General features: G+C 34.2%; 14 protein-coding genes. 10 read left to right on the top strand and 4 right to left on the bottom strand.

Features of this window, described 5'->3' with window-relative positions; all coding sequences use genetic code 11:
- Positions 1 to 206: 206 nt before the first annotated feature.
- Positions 207 to 1,892, top strand: coding sequence for a S41 family peptidase (locus QZ659_RS12755; RefSeq protein ID WP_291726208.1), 1,686 nt, complete (start codon positions 207 to 209; stop codon positions 1,890 to 1,892).
- A gap of 61 nt (positions 1,893 to 1,953) precedes the next feature.
- Here QZ659_RS12755 and QZ659_RS12750 read toward each other — a convergent pair whose 3' ends face one another.
- Complete coding sequence (locus QZ659_RS12750; RefSeq protein WP_291726207.1) at positions 1,954 to 2,508, bottom strand: hypothetical protein; 555 nt, start codon at positions 2,506 to 2,508, stop codon at positions 1,954 to 1,956.
- Positions 2,509 to 2,785: 277 nt separating this feature from the next.
- Positions 2,786 to 4,729: a threonine--tRNA ligase gene (gene thrS, locus QZ659_RS12745; RefSeq protein WP_291726206.1), complete on the bottom strand. Its 1,944-nt coding sequence runs from the start codon at positions 4,727 to 4,729 to the stop codon at positions 2,786 to 2,788.
- 343 nt (positions 4,730 to 5,072) lie between these two features.
- Here thrS and QZ659_RS12740 point away from each other — a divergent pair, with 343 nt between their 5' ends.
- From QZ659_RS12740 to QZ659_RS12710, 7 genes are all read left to right on the top strand, one after another.
- Complete coding sequence (locus tag QZ659_RS12740; protein ID WP_291726205.1) at positions 5,073 to 6,509, top strand: amidase; 1,437 nt, start codon at positions 5,073 to 5,075, stop codon at positions 6,507 to 6,509.
- 50 nt (positions 6,510 to 6,559) lie between these two features.
- The gene (locus QZ659_RS12735; RefSeq protein ID WP_291726204.1) at positions 6,560 to 6,883 is read left to right on the top strand and encodes a hypothetical protein; all 324 of its coding nucleotides are present in this window, start codon (positions 6,560 to 6,562) and stop codon (positions 6,881 to 6,883) included.
- A gap of 200 nt (positions 6,884 to 7,083) precedes the next feature.
- Complete coding sequence (locus QZ659_RS12730; protein ID WP_412728043.1) at positions 7,084 to 7,659, top strand: RNA polymerase sigma factor; 576 nt, start codon at positions 7,084 to 7,086, stop codon at positions 7,657 to 7,659.
- A complete protein-coding gene (locus QZ659_RS12725) occupies positions 7,640 to 9,043 on the top strand; it encodes an outer membrane beta-barrel protein (protein ID WP_291726202.1) in 1,404 nt (467 codons plus the stop codon). The genes QZ659_RS12730 and QZ659_RS12725 overlap by 20 nt, the downstream gene beginning before the upstream one ends.
- 108 nt (positions 9,044 to 9,151) lie before the next feature.
- Positions 9,152 to 9,871 (top strand): lysophospholipid acyltransferase family protein, encoded by a 720-nt coding sequence (locus QZ659_RS12720; RefSeq protein WP_291726201.1) that lies wholly within the window; start codon positions 9,152 to 9,154, stop codon positions 9,869 to 9,871.
- A gap of 9 nt (positions 9,872 to 9,880) precedes the next feature.
- On the top strand, positions 9,881 to 10,522 hold the full coding sequence (locus QZ659_RS12715; protein WP_291726200.1) for a hypothetical protein: 642 nt from the start codon (positions 9,881 to 9,883) through the stop codon (positions 10,520 to 10,522).
- Between the two features lie 130 nt (positions 10,523 to 10,652).
- Positions 10,653 to 11,420, top strand: coding sequence for a 3-hydroxybutyrate dehydrogenase (locus tag QZ659_RS12710; RefSeq protein ID WP_291726199.1), 768 nt, complete (start codon positions 10,653 to 10,655; stop codon positions 11,418 to 11,420).
- A 72-nt stretch (positions 11,421 to 11,492) separates the two neighbouring features.
- Here QZ659_RS12710 and QZ659_RS12705 read toward each other — a convergent pair whose 3' ends face one another.
- A complete protein-coding gene (locus tag QZ659_RS12705; protein ID WP_291726198.1) occupies positions 11,493 to 12,782 on the bottom strand; it encodes a glycosyltransferase family 4 protein in 1,290 nt (429 codons plus the stop codon).
- Positions 12,783 to 13,764: 982 nt separating this feature from the next.
- Here QZ659_RS12705 and gcvP point away from each other — a divergent pair.
- Both gcvP and QZ659_RS12695 read left to right on the top strand, forming a co-directional pair.
- Entirely contained in the window at positions 13,765 to 16,689 is a 2,925-nt protein-coding gene (gene gcvP, locus QZ659_RS12700; RefSeq protein WP_291726197.1) for an aminomethyl-transferring glycine dehydrogenase, read from the top strand.
- Between the two features lie 194 nt (positions 16,690 to 16,883).
- The gene (locus tag QZ659_RS12695; protein WP_291726196.1) at positions 16,884 to 17,729 is read left to right on the top strand and encodes a restriction endonuclease; all 846 of its coding nucleotides are present in this window, start codon (positions 16,884 to 16,886) and stop codon (positions 17,727 to 17,729) included.
- A 152-nt stretch (positions 17,730 to 17,881) separates the two neighbouring features.
- On the opposite strand, the gene sucC is transcribed toward QZ659_RS12695, so the two are convergent.
- Complete coding sequence (gene sucC, locus QZ659_RS12690; RefSeq protein ID WP_291726195.1) at positions 17,882 to 19,096, bottom strand: ADP-forming succinate--CoA ligase subunit beta; 1,215 nt, start codon at positions 19,094 to 19,096, stop codon at positions 17,882 to 17,884.
- Positions 19,097 to 19,355 lie beyond the last annotated feature (259 nt).

Below are 19,355 nucleotides of genomic sequence, written 5' to 3'. Positions count from 1 at the left end.
AATCAGAATTACCCATTAGGCATAATGACTATCAAATACAGCCCTTTGAAAAATGAAGGCATTAGAATATGAGTAAAATATTTTCTACTCTTAAATTTCAATAAACAATGTTCCAAAAGTAACTAAGTTGGCGTTTTTTATGTATATTAGATTAGTATAAAATCATTACTACAAAAGAAATTTACTAGAACTTATATACTCTTTCTATGAAAATCAAACTTCCTAAAATCAGACTAAAGCTAAAAAAGAGATTCAAATATGGCATTGCAGGGCTACTTATTGTCTTCATGACAGGCTCTGCCTTCTACAATCCAAGTGAAAAATACTTCGAAATTGCTAAAAATTTAGACATTTTTGCCACTCTTTTCAAAGAAGTAAATACATGGTATGTAGATGATGTAACCCCTGGGAAACTCATGAAAACAGGTATTGATGCCATGCTTGCTTCACTAGACCCTTATACCAATTATATTTCAGAAGACCAGATAGAAGACTATCGCACCATGACAACAGGGGAATATAGTGGAATTGGTGCATCAGTAGGAACAAGAGATGGCAGAATCTTGATTATGATGCCACTAGAAGGTTTTGCAGCCGATAAAGCAGGAATAAAAATAGGCGATGAAATCGTAGCTATTGATGGTATTTCTTTAAAAGATAAAAGCTATGATGAAGCAAGCCAACTTTTGAAAGGACAAGCCAAAACAAATGTTGTGCTTTCTATCAAACGCTATGGCAATGAAAATCCTATCGATATTACAGTTACGAGAGAAAAAATCCAAACCTATAATGTTCCTTATTCTGGGATGGTAACAGAAGACATCGGAATGATAAAACTGACTGACTTTACTCGTGATGCAAGCAAGGAAGTAAATGATGCTTTATTAGACTTGAAATCAAAAGGAGCAAAGAAAATTATTTTTGATGTAAGAGGAAATCCTGGGGGACTTTTAGATGAAGCTGTCAAAATATCTAATATTTTTGTAGAAAAAGGAAAAGAAATTGTAAGCACGAAAGGAAAAGTAAAAGACTGGAACAAAACCTATAATGGTCTTTCAGAAGCAACCGATACAGAAATTCCTTTGGTTGTCCTGACGAGTGGAACAAGTGCTTCGGCTGCCGAAATTGTTTCTGGCGTGATGCAAGATTATGATAGAGGCGTTTTGATTGGAGAAAATACGTATGGAAAAGGGCTTGTACAGGCTACTCGTTCGCTTTCTTACAACTCTAAACTAAAAGTTACGATAGCAAAATATTATATTCCGAGTGGAAGATGTATTCAAGCTATTGATTATGCTAATAGAAATGAAGACGGAAGCGTTGGAAAATTAGCTGATTCACTTCGCAAGCCCTTCAAGACAGCAGCAGGACGTATTGTTTATGATGGTGGTGGTGTAAAACCAGATATTGCTATCGAACACGATAGATTTGCGCCTATCACGCAGACGTTATATTTGAAAGGACTTTTGTTTGATTATGCCAACAAATATCACTTTGAAAATAAAGAAATTGCAGAAGCAAAGAAATTTAATTTGACAGATGCAGAATATAATAATTTTATCAAATGGCTTTCTACAAAAGAATACGACTATACTACCAAAGTAGAAAGAATGATAGAAGATTTGGAGAAAGTAGCTCAAACAGAAGATTCTTATGAGGCTCTAAAACCAAAGATAGAAGAGTTTAAAAAGGGAATTGCTCACAACAAGGAAAATGATTTGCGTAATCATAAAAACGAAATTATTGAGCTTTTGGAAAGAGAAATTGCTACTCGTTATTATTTAGAGAGAGGACAAATGGAAGCTACCTTTGATGATGATTTAGACATTAAAGCAGCCATTGAAGTCTTGAATAATGAAGCGAAATACAAAGAAATATTGAGCGCACAATAATTATTGACTTGCAAAGTTTTATACGTAAACGTCATTTCTAAAAAATAGGAATGGCGTTTTTTTATAACCAACCTTTCAGTTTGAGTTGATATTCTAAGCCATCAGAGGTTTTTGTTTCCCAGCCTTGAAAATTGTCATAATGTTCATCCTCTAAAGAGTAGCAGTAAAAAAGGTGTTTCTTTTGTTTTGTCTCAATTTCTAAAGACCAATTATACATAGAAAGAAATAGATAACTGAAAGCGTACATTCTATTTCGTTTCATTCTTACAACCTTTATTTCTGATTTTTTAAATTGCTTTACTGAACGAAACGGATTATTAAGATTGATAGCACAAATTTCATTTTTTGAAATAACAAACCCATAACTTTTAGCTGCCCAAAATAAATAGTAGAAAGTAAACATAGTGAGTAAAATCCTAAAGAGCAATAAAATTTCATATCCATCCAACGCAGGTATCGCTTGAACTACAAAACCAAATCCAACTATGACAAATAGATAGAAAAAACCAAATATTGGCTGCACTAAGGAATCATAAACAATCACAGAGCTACTAAAATCTATCCCAGATTCTTGCAATGCTTTTATTATTTTTTTATTGTCTAAGTTTTCATTCATACATTAAACTTGTTTAAGAATGGTTTTTCTAGCGCAAGATTCCATCTTGTGTTTAGCGTTTTGTCAGCATATGCTGACGAACTGAAAGTCGGCGTAGCCAAAAAGTACGTCCAAGCAGAATGCTTGAACGAGAAACAATAATTAAAATCCACTCTATAACTGATTAAAGGCACTTTTTTCCATTCTTAAACAACTTCATTAATATAGAACAAAAAAACCTACCAAACTTCCAAAAAGGAAACTTAGTAGGTTTTACGTAACTTTTGAGTGAGAGTTGTTACTCTGCTAATTCAGCATCTACGGCACTGATAAAGTGACTTGTAAACTCTTCTACTGACATAGAACCCAAATCGCCTTCGCCTTTCTTACGAACCGAAACAGTGTTGGACTCTACTTCTTTTTCACCTACCAAAAGCATATAAGGAATCTTATTTACTTCTGCATCACGAATCTTACGACCAATCTTTTCGTTGCGCTCATCTACACTACCACGAATGTCTTTTTCACGTAGTTTTTGTACAACTTCTTTTGCATAATCATTGAAACGCTCAGAAATTGGTAATACTACAAGCTGGTCTGGAGAAAGCCAAAGAGGGAAATTCCCTGCCGTACTTTCAATCAAAATAGCCACAAAACGTTCCATTGAGCCAAATGGCGCACGGTGAATCATTACTGGACGATGAGGTTTGTTGTCAGAACCTGTATATTCTAACTCAAAACGCTCAGGTAAATTATAATCTACTTGAATTGTACCGAGTTGCCATTTTCTACCAATCGCATCACGCACCATAAAGTCCAATTTAGGACCATAAAAAGCTGCTTCTCCGTATTCTATAACTGTAGGCAAACCTTTTTCTTCGGCAGCTTCTTTGATTTGTTGCTCTGCCAAGTCCCAGTTTGCATCATCTCCTACATATTTTGTTTTGTTTTCTGGGTCTCTCAAAGAAACCTGTGCAGAATATTCTGTAAAACCAAATACTTTAAAGACATACAATACCAAATCAATCACACTCTTAAACTCTTCCTTAACCTGCTCTGGTGTACAGAAAAGGTGAGCATCATCTTGCGTAAAACCACGTACACGAGTCAGTCCGTGCAACTCTCCACTCTGCTCATAACGATATACTGTTCCAAATTCTGCCAAACGCAATGGCAAATCACGATACGAACGAGGACGAGTTTTATAAATTTCACAGTGATGAGGACAGTTCATTGGCTTTAAGAAAAACTCTTCTCCTTCTGCTGGCGTTTTGATAGGCTGAAAAGCATCTTCACCATACTTTTCATAGTGTCCAGAAGTAATGTAAAGATTTTTGTGTCCAATATGAGGTGTAACTACTGGCTCATAACCACGCTTAACTTGTTCCTTTCTAAGAAACTGCTCCAAACGCTCTCTAAGCATTGTACCTTTTGGCAACCACAAAGGAAGTCCTAGCCCTACTCTTTCAGAAAAAGTAAAAAGTTCTAATTCTTTTCCTAATTTTCTGTGGTCTCGTTTCTTAGCTTCTTCTAAGCGTTCTAAATATTCTTTGAGTTCTTTTTCTTTAGGAAATGTGATTCCATAAATACGTGTGAGTTGCTCACGGTTTTCGTCGCCACGCCAGTATGCACCAGCCACGCTCAAAAGTTTGACTGACTTAATTGCTCCCGTATGTGGAATATGAGGACCACGACACAAATCTGTAAAGTTTCCTTGTGTATAGAATGTAATTGAGCCATCTTCTAAGGCTTCAATCATTTCTAATTTGTAAGGGTCTTGTTTTTCTGTGAAATAAGCAAGCGCATCAGCTTTAGAAACTTCTTTTCTTATAAACTCATTTTTTTGCTTGGCAAGCTCTTTCATTTTCTTTTCGATTTTTGGCAAATCGTCAGAAGAAAATGTTTTGTCTCCAAAGTCCACATCGTAATAAAAACCATTTTCGATAGGAGGACCAATAGCAAATTTTACATTGTCATAAAGGGCTTCTAAGGCTTCGGCTAAAAGGTGCGCCGACGAGTGCCAAAATGCCATTTTACCATTATCGTCATTCCATGTAAGAAGTTTCAAATCGGTGTTTTCAGGCAATGGGCGTGTGGAGTCCCAAACTTCTCCGTTTACTTCGGCTGCTAACACGTTGCGTGCGAGTCCTTCACTGATACTTTTTGCTACTTCAAAGGCATTTGTGCCTTGTGGATAGTTTCTGATACTTCCGTCTGGAAGTGTTACATTAATTTGGCTCATAATAATTGTTTAGTTGATGCCTACAAACGCAACAACATTGAGTTAGAAATAAATCAAAGCTACAAATCCTTGATTTTTTATTTTTCATAATGTAGTTTACTTTTTAGAGTAAAACAAACTAGCTTATTTAGTTACCTTTAACTAAAATAAACTTAGATTTTTTCGCACACTAAAGTATGTGCTACATAAATGATTACAAATATCTAAAAATAAATGGTAGAATGACAGATAAAATTCAGATATTTATTTTTACCTAAACTATGTTATTTTCATTTTAGTTCGTCAAACAAAATCTCTACTTCTGTATTTAATTGTATGTTATTGCTTATCCAAACTCTATTTTATGTCAAACTATAATTTTAAACGTCCAATAACTACAAATCAATTTTCCGATGCTACTTCACTTTTAGAAGCCTTTGAAGCTGGAAAAACAACTCCATTAGATACCGTAGAAAAATCACTTCGAAATATTGCAGAAAACCATCAAAAACTCAATGCAGCTACTCAGCTTTTTGCAGAAAAAGCATTACTAGAAGCTAAAGAACTTACTGAATCTAGTAGAAAAGAAAAAGGAAAATTAGCAGGCATTCCTATTTCAGTAAAAGAATCTATTGGCATAGGAGGCGAAGAAGTAACAGCAGGTTCTATACGAATGCCACCAAAAAAAGTAGAGAAAGATGCTCTTGTTGTTGAGAAATTGAAAAAGGAAGGTGCAATTATAGTAGCTCGTGGCAACACACCAGAATTTAGTTTTGCTCACGAGACAAAAAACCCTCGTTTTGGAGTTACTAATAATCCATATTTACAAGATTATATTCCTGGTGGTTCGTCTGGGGGTGAAGCAGCTCTAATTGCTTCGGGGGGGGCTGTTTTGGGTATCGCCACAGATGTAGGTGGTTCTATTCGTTATCCAGCACACTGTTGTGGTTTGGTAGGGTTTAAGCCTGCAGGAAGAGCTGTTAGTAAAAAGGGAGTCTTTCCATTTGTGGAGCGTGAAGATTGGTATTTAAACGATTGGTTGGCTGTTGGTCCGATTACTCATACAGTTAGAGATGCAAAATTAGTCTATGAAATTATTGCTGATAAACTTCCAACAGACAATAACGACTTACAAAATGCAGAACTATTGATAAGTACAGATTTTGATACCGAAATACAAAACAATATAATTAAAAAGGCTTTGACACAAGCTAAACAGGTTCTTATACATCAAGGATTACAACCTAGAAACTTGGTAATTGACAGTATATCCAAAATTCATTGGAATTTTGGTAAGATAATGCTCAAGGCAATGAAACTGGGTTTAAAAGATTGGTTAAGAAATGATAAAAATATAGGAATTTCTGTTTTTGTAGAGTCTTTACGTAGAGTAACAGGTGGAAAAACTGTTTCAGGTGAAATTTATTCTGTACTTTTGGCTTCTAAGTTTTTAGAGCCTTCTGATAAAGATTTGGAAAAGCTCATTCAGTTTTGTCAGCAAGAGAAAGAAAAACTATATGAACAAATTGGAAAAAGAGGAGTTTTACTTCTGCCTACATCTGGAGATGTAGCATTGAAGCACAATCAAACATTACCGATAGATATGTCTCCTATTTTGCCTAATATTTTTTCGCCAATGATTTTTACTAACGTAATGAATTTGCCTTCTATTACTGTTCCAGCGTGGAAATATAGAGATAAAAAAACAGGTTTGCCTACTTCTGTAATGCTGTGTTGTTTGCCAAATAGTGAAAATTTACTTTTTGAAGCTGCCTCCAAACTAGAGTCTGTTTTGAATTAATATTTTTTATTTGCTTATTACAAAATATAATCTACTGTCTATTTTTCTTAATGCTACAATTCTTTAGATATATAGCCAATTCCAAATTTCTAGTTGTTCTTCTTCCAACAATTATATTTGTGGGCTTGTTTGTGTTCTTAAAATTTTTCTTTGTTCTTTTCTCTGACCGTCATCAGCTAAAGGTTTCCTCGCCTTCAGAAAAATTAGTCTCTACTATTCGTAAAAATATAGGTAAAAAAGATTCTCTAGTCAGAAAAATAAATAGAGACAGCATGCAAGATAATTTTTACGACAGAAAAGGAAGTTATAACCTTGAAGCTACTAAAAAAGACACTTCACTCCGAAAAGTTAGAATAAACCAGATTGGATACTAACTACTTTCCATTGCACATAGTTTCCCCTCTCTCATCTCCCATTTTAAAGAAGATTAAGATAAGTTTTTAGAAAAAAATAAATAAAAACTAATTTTTTCGTTTTTTTTGCAACACCTTTGCAGCACTTTCTAACTTACCTACGTAATGACTTTGAAAGCAAGATAAAAACCCTAAACGAACAACTTAATCATTAATTTTTGGTGAAAGCCATAGAGCTAACAGATATCGAAATTCGCCTTATTGAAGGCTGCCGAAAAAAGCACGCAAAGAGCCAAGAGATGTTGTACAAACATTTTTATGGATATGCGATGTCGGTCTCGCTACGTTATTGCAAGAGCAAAGACGAAGCAAGTGAGGTATTGAATGATAGTTTTATGAAAGTATTTACAAAAGTAAATCAGTACGACACCAAAAAGTCTTTTAGGGGGTGGCTTCGCCGAATTATTATCAATACAGCGATAGATTTTTATCGCAAAAATGAAAAACATTCCAATCATTTGGATGTGGAATATGCAGATAGAGAGGAAGATTCGACAGGCGACGTAATAGACCAAATGAGTGCAGAAGAAATTTATGCCTTAGTACAGTCATTACCAGATGTTTATAGAATTACTTTCAACCTCTATGAAATTGAAGGCTATTCGCACGAAGAAATTGGAGAGCAAATGGGAATACCAGCAGGAACTTCTCGTTCCAACTTATCAAGAGCAAAACAAAAATTACGAGTATTAATAAAAGAGCATTTCGGAAAAAAGTATGAAGCATATATACGATAACGGTCAAGGCAAATCGGCAGAAGAGCGTTTCACAGAAAGGTTTAGAGAGGTGGCTCAAAACTATGAACCCACTTTTGAACCTGCTGATTGGTCGGCTATGCAATCAAAACTAGCTGCTCATAATGAAAAAGACCGTAGAAAAGTTGTATTCCGTAGATTGGCTATGTGGGCAAGTATGGGAGCTGCTGCCGTGGTGCTTTTGTTTGGAGGATATCAATTTTTAGATAATTCAGCAAAAGAAGTATCAAATAAAAATCTTGCTATTTACAATCAAAGCAACAAAAATAATTCTTTATCACAACCTATAAACGCATCAAGTATTGAAGAAACAAATACGAATATACAAGAAGAGATAATTTCAAATCAAAACCTAGCAAAAAATTCACTAGAACAAAATCAAAAATCAGAAAAATTCACTAGAACAAAATCACTTTTTGAAGTAGAGAAAATCAGTAAAAATACTGGTGTTTCTAACTCAACAATCAATCAAGTTACTACTGTTTCAAATAATTTCAATTCAGATAATAATGATATAGTAGAGCCTAACAACACTTTGCTAGAAGATATACATTCAGAAAGAAAACTGTCTGTTTTGGCACTTGACAAAAACAATTCAGCACTATTTTTTAACCCAGAAGCAGAAGAAATAACATTACCAGAAATAGAAATTGATGAAACGGCTCTTGCTTCTGTAATTCAAAATGAGGAGGTAGTTAGGAAAAATCCTGTGGCTAGTGCTGTTGGAAAATGGAGATTTGGAGCTGCTTTAGCAGCCATGACAAATCTTTATAGAAGCAACGATAAGCAAAGAATAAATTATGCTAACGGATATGGTATGATGATAGACCGTCAGATTGCCAAGCGTTTCAATATCTCTACTGGCGCAATGTATACACAAAAAAGAATTGATATTGAAGAACCTTTGGATATTTCAGATATTGCTACTAGCTTTGACCCAAATATAAATGATGCAGCTTGGGTAAAGAAAAACAAGACACAAATCAACTGGCAACTATTAGACTTGCCTGTAAATATTCGCTATGACGCTATTCAAACAAAAAGAAATAAATGGTTTGCTTCAGTAGGAACTTCAAATTATTTTTTCTTAAAAGAAAATTATGAATCAGATTATACTGTTTCATTTCCAGACACTTATGACCCACGCCTTACTCGTACACAAGAAGTAGTAAGACAAAGGGAAACACAATCAGCTATACAGCTTTTTGCAACCATTAATGTTTCTGCAGGAGTTGAGACTTCCTTAGGAAAACATTTAACGCTACAAGTTGAACCGTATTGGAAGTTTCCAGTACGCTCACTTGGTTCGGAAGGGGTATTTGTTCAGACAGGTGGATTACTTACACGCATCAATTTTGCATTGTAACCAATCGACATTACTGAATAAATATTATCACGAATTGGCAATCTTCTTTGAGGATTGTCAATTTTTTTTTATGTTAATTTGTATCTCAACAATAAAAATTAGTGGTTTATGAATTTTTACACTTACTGGAGTATATTTTGTTTCATACTCTCTTTTACACTTGTTTACCCTTTTCTATGGTTGGCTCTTCAAAGAAAAGAGTGGCACTCTTGGAATGGCTTTTTATACAAAGTAGTTGGCAAAATGTTTTATACAGGAATTGGCGTAAAAGTAAAATCAGAATGGGAATTTGAACCAGACCCTAACCAAAATTATATTTATGCAGCCAATCATACGTCTTACTTAGACATTTCTGCTATGGTAATGACAATTCCTAAATTTAGTATTTTTATGGGAAAAGCTGAAGCAGGAAAAGTTCCTTTTTTTGGTTACATTTTCAGAAAAGCTCATATTTCAGTTAGCCGTGAAAAAAGCTCTAGTCGTTCACAAGCCTTTGAGGATGTAAAAAGAGTATTGAGCGAGGGAAAAAATTTTTTGATTTATCCTGAAGGAGGCATTTTTTCCAAAAACCCACCTGATTTGTGTCCCTTCAAAGATGGTGCTTTTCGTGCTGCCATTCAGACTCAAACTCCTCTTGTTCCTGTAACCATCCTCTACAACTGGATTATTTTTCCAGACAAGCAGCCTTTTAAATTTTCTCGTCATGATTGTAAACTTATTTATCATAAACCCATACAAACAGCAAATTTGACAATGAAGGATGTCGAAAAAATAAAACAACAAACGTATCAAACGATTGATTCTACACTCAAAAAATACACAGCATAGATTTATTTTATGGATATAGTCACAGCACAGACCTTTTTTGTCAAAGAGCTTATTCCCTTTTTTAGAGAATGGGGATTTGAATATATAGATGCGTACAGCCAGTTTAGAAAAACTGATAAAATGGGCTTTCAAAGTGTTATTTTATCCATTTCCAAATATGAAGACGAAATTTGGATTGAGGTAACATTAGCCATCAGAAAAAACGAAGTAGAACAAATTGCACAAAAGTTCTTATCAAACCTTAGTGATTTTCAACACCATACAACTACTATTGCTATCTCTTTGGGTAAACTCAATCAGAATCCTTATTTTAGATACAAAGCAGAAAATGAAGAAGATTTGGAAGTCTGTGCCGAAGAACTAATAAAATTTATGAGTGAAGAGGGAATGAACTTTTTAGAAGAGAAAAATTATTTGAAAGAACTGAATTTGCTCTTTAATAAGACTCCCAAACATCCGATTCTCTATGTACATAATCAGTTCCATCGCTACTTTAAAGGAATTGTATTGGCTAAAATTACCAATTACGATAAATATGATGAGTTAGTAGAACTTTATTTTCGTTCCCTAATTTATCAGAAAGCCAATGAAACTATTCAAGCAAACTTCAAACGTTTAACTCATTTTTTAGTTCATTATTCTGTCAATTAATTGGTAAAATCTATCATTGGTGAGGACACCAACACGAGCAAAATATAATAGATTTACCAAAATTTTATTTTTTAACTATAATCAAGCCGTTGTCGGTGTCTTTACCGACAACTTCATAACAACATTTTTTATGGCAACAGTACTTATTACAGGAAGCACAAGTGGTATCGGATTAGGCATTGCAAAGCATTTTGCTAAAGCAGGTTATAATGTCGTTTTCAATGGATTAGAAGAAAATGGAGCAGAAATAGCAGCTAATGTAGCAAAAGAATATGGTGTTCAGACTATGTTTTCTGACGCAAATATGCTTCAGCCAGAACAAATACAACAAATGATAAACGAAGCCAAACAGAAATTTGGTGTTATCGATGTTTTGATAAATAATGCAGGAATCCAACATGTTGCACCTATCGATGAATTTCCTGCTGCAAAATGGAATGCTATCATCGGAATAAATTTGAGTTCGGCATTTCATACCTCACAAGCTGTTTGGGAAGGAATGAAAAAACAGAAATTTGGCAGAATTATCAATATTGCTTCTGCTCACGGACTTCGTGCTTCCGAGTTTAAATCAGCTTATGTAGCTGCAAAACACGGCATTGTAGGTCTAACAAAAGTATTAGGGTTAGAAGGAGCGCCTTACAATATTACTGCTAATGCTATCTGCCCTGGATATGTAAAAACGCCTTTAGTAGAAAAACAGATTGCAGACCAAGCCAAGACACATAAAATGAGTGAAGATGAGGTAGTCGAAAAAGTAATGTTGAAAAAACAGGCTGTCAAAGACTTTGTTTCTATTGAAGCTCTAGCAGGAATGGCTTTGTTCTTAGCCTCTAAAGAAGCTAGTACATTTACAGGAACAGCTGTTCCGATTGATGGAGGTTGGACGGCACAGTAAAACCTCTCTATAATGAATAAAACCCTATTATCTATTTCAAATAATAGGGTTTTGATTTGTTTATAATTACTCTTATGATTCCACTAAAATAGCCTTATTTGGAATCCTAGTTTTTTGATTAGTTGGTTCTGTTTGATTAGATACAATTCTTCTTTGCTGTTTCAAACGTCGCTTTTCTACTCTTGAACGCATCTTTGCAAAGCGAATGTTGCTTACAGAAGTGTCTTTCATTTCCTCCTCTACTCTCACTTTATCAATTACTTCTGTATATTTCTTAATAATAATCTGTTGGTCAAATTTGGTTTCTGCAAGCCAACGGCTATTTACTCCCATCTCATCTAACTTATCTTGACTTAGGCAAACCATTCTTTGCATCTTGTCAGATAAATCATAAGCATTTTTCACTTCACACAAGTAACCATTAAAATTATGAATTACTGTTTCTCTACACCCTGGTACATCTGTAGTAATAATTGGTTTTCCAAGACAAGCTGCTTCTAAAAGTGTTCTTGGTGTTCCCTCTCTATAAGAAGGTAAAACTACACAATCTGCATTTGAGATAAGAGGGCGAACATCTCCTGTTGTACCAAGATATTTCAAAAGACCTTCTTTTTCCCACTCTTTGATTTGCTTTCTAGGTACTCCCAAACCTTTCGTTTCGTCTATTTTACCTAAAAGCTGAAAACGAGCTTTTATTCCTTTGCTTCTCAAAAGTTTAATAGCATCAGCATATTCTGCAATTCCTTTATCATAGAGAACTCTAGCAATGAGTAAAAATGTAAATTCTTTTTTATCTTCTCCTTCGGAAAAATTGAAGGTAGGTTCTTTAGGAGCAAAATGGTTTGTATCTATTCCCGAACCAGGTAAAAGACGAGCAATAGACTCGTTTATTAGTTTTTTATTAACAAATAACTCTCTGTCATCTTTATTCTGAAAAAATACGATTTTTGGAAAACGAAACGTAAAACGATATAAATATTGAGCAATTTTGGAAGAAATTCCCTCTCTCAAAAAAACTGTTCCTAAACCTGTTACATTATTAATAGAAGGGATTTTGAGGAGTTTGGCAGCTATTGTACCATAAATATTAGGTTTTATAGTGTAATGCAAAACTACATCTAGTTTGTGTTTTTTATAAACATCTACTAACCTTTTGACAAGTATAGCATCGCTTATTGGATTTGTTCCCTTGCACTCCATTGGGACAGCTTCAAAAATACATCCCATTTCTTCTAAAGATTCTTTATAACCATCATTGGGAGCAATAGCAATTACTTCATGATGTTTTAAAAAGGCTTTGATTAACCCTGCTCTAAAGTTATATATATTCCAAGAAGAATTGACTACAATTCCTATTTTCATTTTATGTTGGTTATTTCGCATTCAGTTAAATATCGTAGGTTTCTATTTCTCTTTATTTTTTCTAGGGATTTTAAAGTGTAGAGTTCATTTCATATAAAAATCGATATGCGTAAATTAAAAAGTTACCAAATAAAGCAGTTCGTCTGGAGGAAGTAATCATAATTTTTATGACTTTCTTTCCAAGTCAGAAATGATTTTACTTGATTAGCAAGCAAACGCAAGACCAAATTTAAAAAAAACTTAAAATGCTTTTCACTTTCACACGACTTTTTTATTATTTTCCTCAAAAAAAACTCTCAAAAGTTGCTTTTCAAGATAGAAAACAATTATTGCTTATCTCGTTCTAACAAGAAGAGAAAAACTCAAAGGTTATATGTACAATGCGAAAATAAAGATAGGAAGTTAAAAATATCCATTACTCAATGATATTATCTCACTACAAAAGTCATTAAAAAAACAGAAAATAAAAAATATATTTTTGAATTTATCTACTTCTCTAACTCCTTAGTCTTCAAAGTATTAGTTTTCAAAAAAATCTTTCCTCTCTTTTACTAAAAAAAATACTAGGTAAAAAAATAATATAAAAAATGTCAATGATATATCATTTTAATTATGTTGTGAGTTTATGATACATTCAAACATTTTAATTAAATATACCACAATATCATTCTGAGAAAATGAATCTATATCGCTTACTGACACTTGGTAAACGCTTGCAAAACAAAATAGTTATACATTTTTTTTAGAAAAAAAATATTCGATTTGAATTGCAATTTTCACTTCTAATTTTGGATTCAAACATAAGTCTAAGGATATTTGTAATAGAGTTCAGAATTAGTATATTCCACCACAACCATCTGATAAATGAGTTCGAAATTTGCTATATAATTTGCCCTCAATATATTTGAGATTTTGTATAGGAATTTTCTGCTTTTTTATATTTAGGTCTTTAATCTAGCTTACCTTTAGTAAACTTATACGAATGAAAATCAATATCTTCAACCAAACCACCTTTGAGAGTCGCCACAATGGAAAAATAGATAATTCTATTGATGAAATGCTCAATAAAGTAAATGCCTCTTCTATCGAACAGCTTATTTCTGAAACTGTTCCTGCTGATATTCGTCTGAAAAAACCTTTAAATTTACCTTCTGCACTTACAGAAAGTGAATTTATTCATACCCTTCAAAAGATTGCTTCAAAAAATAAGGTATTTCGTTCTTTTATCGGAATGGGATATTATGAAACGCTTGTTCCGAACGTAATTCTAAGAAATATCTTAGAAAATCCAGCTTGGTACACAGCCTATACGCCTTATCAAGCCGAAATTGCACAAGGACGTTTAGAAGCTCTCATCAATTTCCAAACAATGGTTATTGACCTTACAGGGATGGAGATTGCCAATGCCTCGCTTTTAGATGAAGCTACAGCAGCAGCCGAAGCGATGCGTCTTTTGGAAGCTACCAAGCCAAAGTCCAAGAAAAAGGCAATGAAATTTTTTGTTTCTGATAAATGCCACCCACAAACGCTTTCTCTCTTAATGGGACGTGCAGAGCCATTGGGAATAGAGCTAGAAATTGGAGATATTACAAAACTTGATGTTACGGATGAGAATTTGTTTGGGCTTTTACTTCAATATCCAAATACAGATGGTCATATCAAAAATATTCGTTCGTTTATAGAGGTAGCCAAAGAAAATGAAGTTTCAGTAGCTGTTGCTTCCGATCTGTTGGCTCTTACCATGCTTACTCCTCCTGGGGAAATGGGGGCAGATGTTGTTTTTGGTTCAGCACAGCGTTTGGGCGTTCCGATGGGCTACGGAGGACCTCACGCAGCATTTTTTGCCATCAACGACAAAGACAAGCGTTTTATGCCAGGGCGTGTGATTGGTCTTTCAAAAGACGCAGAAGGAAATCCTGCGTATCGTATGGCACTACAAACTCGTGAACAGCATATCAAAAGAGAAAGAGCAACTTCAAATATTTGTACTGCACAAGTTTTACTTTCTGTGATGGCAAGTATGTATGGCGTATATCATGGCGCAGAAGGACTGAAAAATATTGCTCAAAGAATACACGGTTTTGCCAAAATTACTCACAAAGTAGTTGAGAAATTAGGATATGAGGTAGTTTATAATCAGTATTTTGATACCATTAAGATAAATACGACAACGAAGCAAGCACAAAGAATAAAAGAACTTGCTGAAAAAAATGAAATAAACCTCCGTTATTTTGAAAATGGAAATATAGGAATTTCATTTGGCGAACGCACAGAATATGCTGACTTAGAAACACTTTCAGCTATTTTTGCTAGAGCTGCTCACAAAGATTCTTTCAAAGAAGAAATTGCAGAATTTGCCCAAAATATAGAATTAGACTGGGAAGATGCAGTCATCAGAAAATCTGATTTCATGACTCACCCTGTTTTCTCTTTATATCATACTGAACACGAAATGCTTCGCTATATGAAGCGTTTGGAAAATAAAGATTTGTCATTAGTTCATTCTATGATTTCTTTGGGTTCTTGTACGATGAAGCTCAACGCCACAACAGAGATGATTCCTGTAACGTGGTCAGAGTTTGGACAAATTCATCCGTTTGCACCTCTTGGTCAAGCAGAAGGCTACAAAGAACTTACAGATAATCTACGTAACTGGCTTTGCGAAATTACTGGTTTTGATGATGTTTCTCTACAACCTAACTCTGGCGCACAAGGCGAATATGCAGGACTTATGGCAATTCGTGGTTATCATGTTGCTAATGGAGATACACACAGAAACATTGCTATTATTCCATCTTCTGCACACGGAACAAATCCTGCAAGTGCTGTAATGGCAGGAATGAAAGTAGTGATTACAAAGTGTGATGAGAATGGAAATATCGATGTAGATGATTTAAAGGCAAAAGTAGAAAAGCACAAAGAAAACCTATCGTGTTTGATGGTAACGTATCCTTCTACACACGGAGTTTTTGAGGAAGCTATCATAGAAATTTGTGATATTATCCATCAAAATGGTGGACGTGTTTATATGGATGGTGCAAATATGAACGCACAAGTTGGTCTGACTTCCCCTGCAAATATTGGTGCTGATGTTTGTCACTTGAATCTTCACAAAACATTCTGTATTCCTCACGGTGGTGGTGGTCCGGGAATGGGACCTATTGGTGTAGTAAAAGATTTAGCTCCTTATTTGCCTTCGCATCCAGTAGTTGAGATTCGTGGAAAGATTGGAGAAAACGGCGCAAGTCATCCGATTTCGGCAGCTCCTTACGGTAGTGCTTCTATTTTACTTATTTCGTATGCGTATATTGCAATGATGGGAGGCGACGGACTGACAAGAGCCACAGAAAGAGCCATTTTGAATGCTAATTACATCAAATCTTTATTGGAAGAGCATTATCCAATTTTGTATGTAGGTAAGAATGGGCGTTGCGCTCATGAGTTTATTTTGGATTGTAGAGGATTTAAGAAAACAACAGGCATTGAAGTAGTTGATATTGCCAAGCGTTTAATGGATTACGGTTTCCACGCTCCAACAGTTTCCTTCCCAGTAGCAGGAACGCTTATGATTGAACCAACAGAAAGCGAAACGAAAGAAGAACTAGACCGTTTTGCACAAGCAATGATTCAGATTCGTAAAGAAATTCAAGAAATTGAAGATAGAGATTCTGATGCAAACGACAACGTGCTCAAAAATGCTCCTCACACAGCAGGCAGACTTTTGGCAGATGAGTGGAATTTCCCTTACTCTCGTCAGAAGGCAGTTTATCCATTAGAGTGGGTAAAAGAACGCAAGTTTTGGGTATCGGTTAGTCGCATAGATGATGCGTATGGAGATAGAAACTTAGTTTGTAGCTGTCTTCCAGTAGATGAATATGAAGAAAGAGAATTGGCAGAGGTGAAGTAATTTGATTTCTGTTTTAGATTATGAAAACCTACTAAGTTTCTTTTTTGAAATATTTAGTAGGTTTCCTTCTTTTAAAGAAGCATTAAAAAAACAGATAAAATAATATATCATCAGAAATACTAAATTCAGATAGATATAAAAGAACTCCTAATACAAATTTGGCAAGCTACCAACTTTAATAAATTAACATATTAATGACTGACTGGAAAAAATACGAAAAAGAATTATTTACAAAATATTCTAACGAGTACCCTAACCATATTATCACGATTGATGATAAAATAGTAGGACAATTTAGTAAAATAAAAAGGCAGGTAGATATTTCTATAAAAAAAGATGTTGCAGGATATAAAGTATTAGGAGTAATAGAATGTAAATACTATAATAAAAAAGTAGATGTAAAAATTGTGGATGCCTTCATTGGTTTCTTGGAAGATGTAAAAGCTAACTTTGGAATTATAATTACAAACCAAGGGTTTTCTACTGCTGCTAAAAATAGAGCAGAAGTTAAAGGCATAGAATTAATTATACACAAATTTAAAAGTGTAGATAACTTGATAAACGATGTTGATTTATTTTTCAATCAAAGAATAAATGAATTAAAACTGGAAGAACAAGAATTTATTAGAAGAGTAAAGGAATATACTGGCTATATAGATAGCTCTAAAATAGATTTTGATAATAGAGTAATTTATTATAGAGAAGGATTTGCAAATACAGAATATTATGCTTGGAAAAAATTAATGCAACAAACATTAAGAGTATTTAGAGATTTCCCAACAATAGAAAAAATAGAAATTTATATTCCTGCCACTAAAGAATATATAGAAAATTCTAATTTAATACATGAAAAAAGAATATACACAAGCAAAATACACTTGAAAGATTTTGAAAAATATATGGATGTAAAGTTTGAATTTTTGAAAAAAGATATTAAAAACTGGAGAAAGTTTTTTGATAGCATAAAAATCAATAATAAAACTTTTGTAACAGAATTTGCAAAAAAATATGTAAGCTCTGAACTTATAGAAAAACTCTAAATATACCTTAACTTTAATCTCAAAAAGATTTTTACTCTAGTCTAGTTGATATTCCTTTATCATCAACTAGAGATAAAAAAACTCCCTTCCAATCTTCTAAAAAGAACAGTGAAAGGGAGTTTTTTATATCTGTAAACTAGCTAATTCAAAAATTAGTTAGCCAATACTTCTTTTACTTTATCAGCAGCTTCTTTGAGTACGATAGCTGAAATTACGTTTAAGCCAGATTCTTGGATAATTTTAGCTCCTTCTTCTGCATTTGTTCCTTGCAGACGAACAATAATTGGAACATTAATCTCACCAATATTTTTGTAGGCTTCTACTACTCCGTTGGCTACTCTATCACAACGAACAATACCACCAAAAATATTAATAAGAATCGCCTTTACGTTAGGGTCTTGAAGGATAATACGGAAACCTTTCTCTACTGTTTCGGCAGAAGCTCCTCCTCCAACATCTAGGAAGTTGGCAGGCTCACCACCAGCAAGTTTAATCATATCCATAGTAGCCATTGCAAGACCAGCTCCGTTTACCATACAACCAACGTTTCCGTCAAGTTTTACGTAATTCAAGCCAAATTTACTTGCCTCTACTTCCAATGGAGATTCCTCAGACTCATCTCTAAGTTCTGCCAATTCTCTATGACGGAAGAAAGCATTGTCATCCAAATTGATTTTTGAATCTACTGCCAATACTCTGTCGTCAGAAGTTTTAAATGCTGGGTTGATTTCCACTTGAGAAGCATCTACACCAATATAAGCAGCATACAAAGACTTGATAAACTTTGTCATTTCTTTGAGAGCTTTTCCTTGCAAACCTAGTTTAAAGGCTACTTTTTGTGCTTGGAAGCTCTGTAAACCTAGTTTTGGGTCAATCCATTCTTTGATGATAGCATCAGGATTGTTTTCTGCTACTTCTTCAATGTCCATTCCACCCTCTTTGCTTGCCATAATTACGTTACAGTTTTTGTCTCTGTCTAAAAGAACAGCTACATAAAACTCTTTGTGTTCTGTCTCACCTGGGTAATACACGTCTTGAGCGAGCAAAACTTTGTTTACTTTCTTGCCTTCTTCGCCTGTTTGGTGCGTTACCAAAACATTGCCTAAAAGTTGTTTTGCCTTGTCAGCAGCATCTTGAGGAGTTTTGCCAAGCATAACGCCATTGTAATCTGTACCTACAATTTTGCCTTTTCCACGACCACCAGCGTGAATTTGAGCTTTTACAACAATCCAGTCTGTGCCAGTTTGTTCTCTAAGTTCTTTAGAAGCGTCGACTGCCTTATCAGCAGAATCTACTACAATTCCTTCTTGAATTGTAACACCGTATTTTTTGAGTAATTCTTTACCTTGATACTCGTGAATGTTCATATTATAAAAAATGAGGGTAAAATGAAAGACTATTTAATTTTGATTAAAATTACAATGAAAACAGTAGAATTACAAACCAATTAAAGACTAAAGTCAGATTTTGGAAATCAGATTTTGGAAGAAAATTATAACAGACAGTCCTTTTTGAGTGTTTATTTTTTTGAACCTTTCTTTTTTTTGTAATCTGTGTCAGATTGAAAATTAGAATCTTAATCAATGTTTTCATCATAAGCAACAGATAGGAGAAGCCTAAAATTAA

Source organism: Bernardetia sp. (assembly GCF_020630935.1).
GTDB lineage: Bacteria > Bacteroidota > Bacteroidia > Cytophagales > Bernardetiaceae > Bernardetia.
The sequence above is the reverse complement of the archived record's forward strand: the minus strand, read 5'-3'. Positions and strand labels throughout refer to the sequence as shown.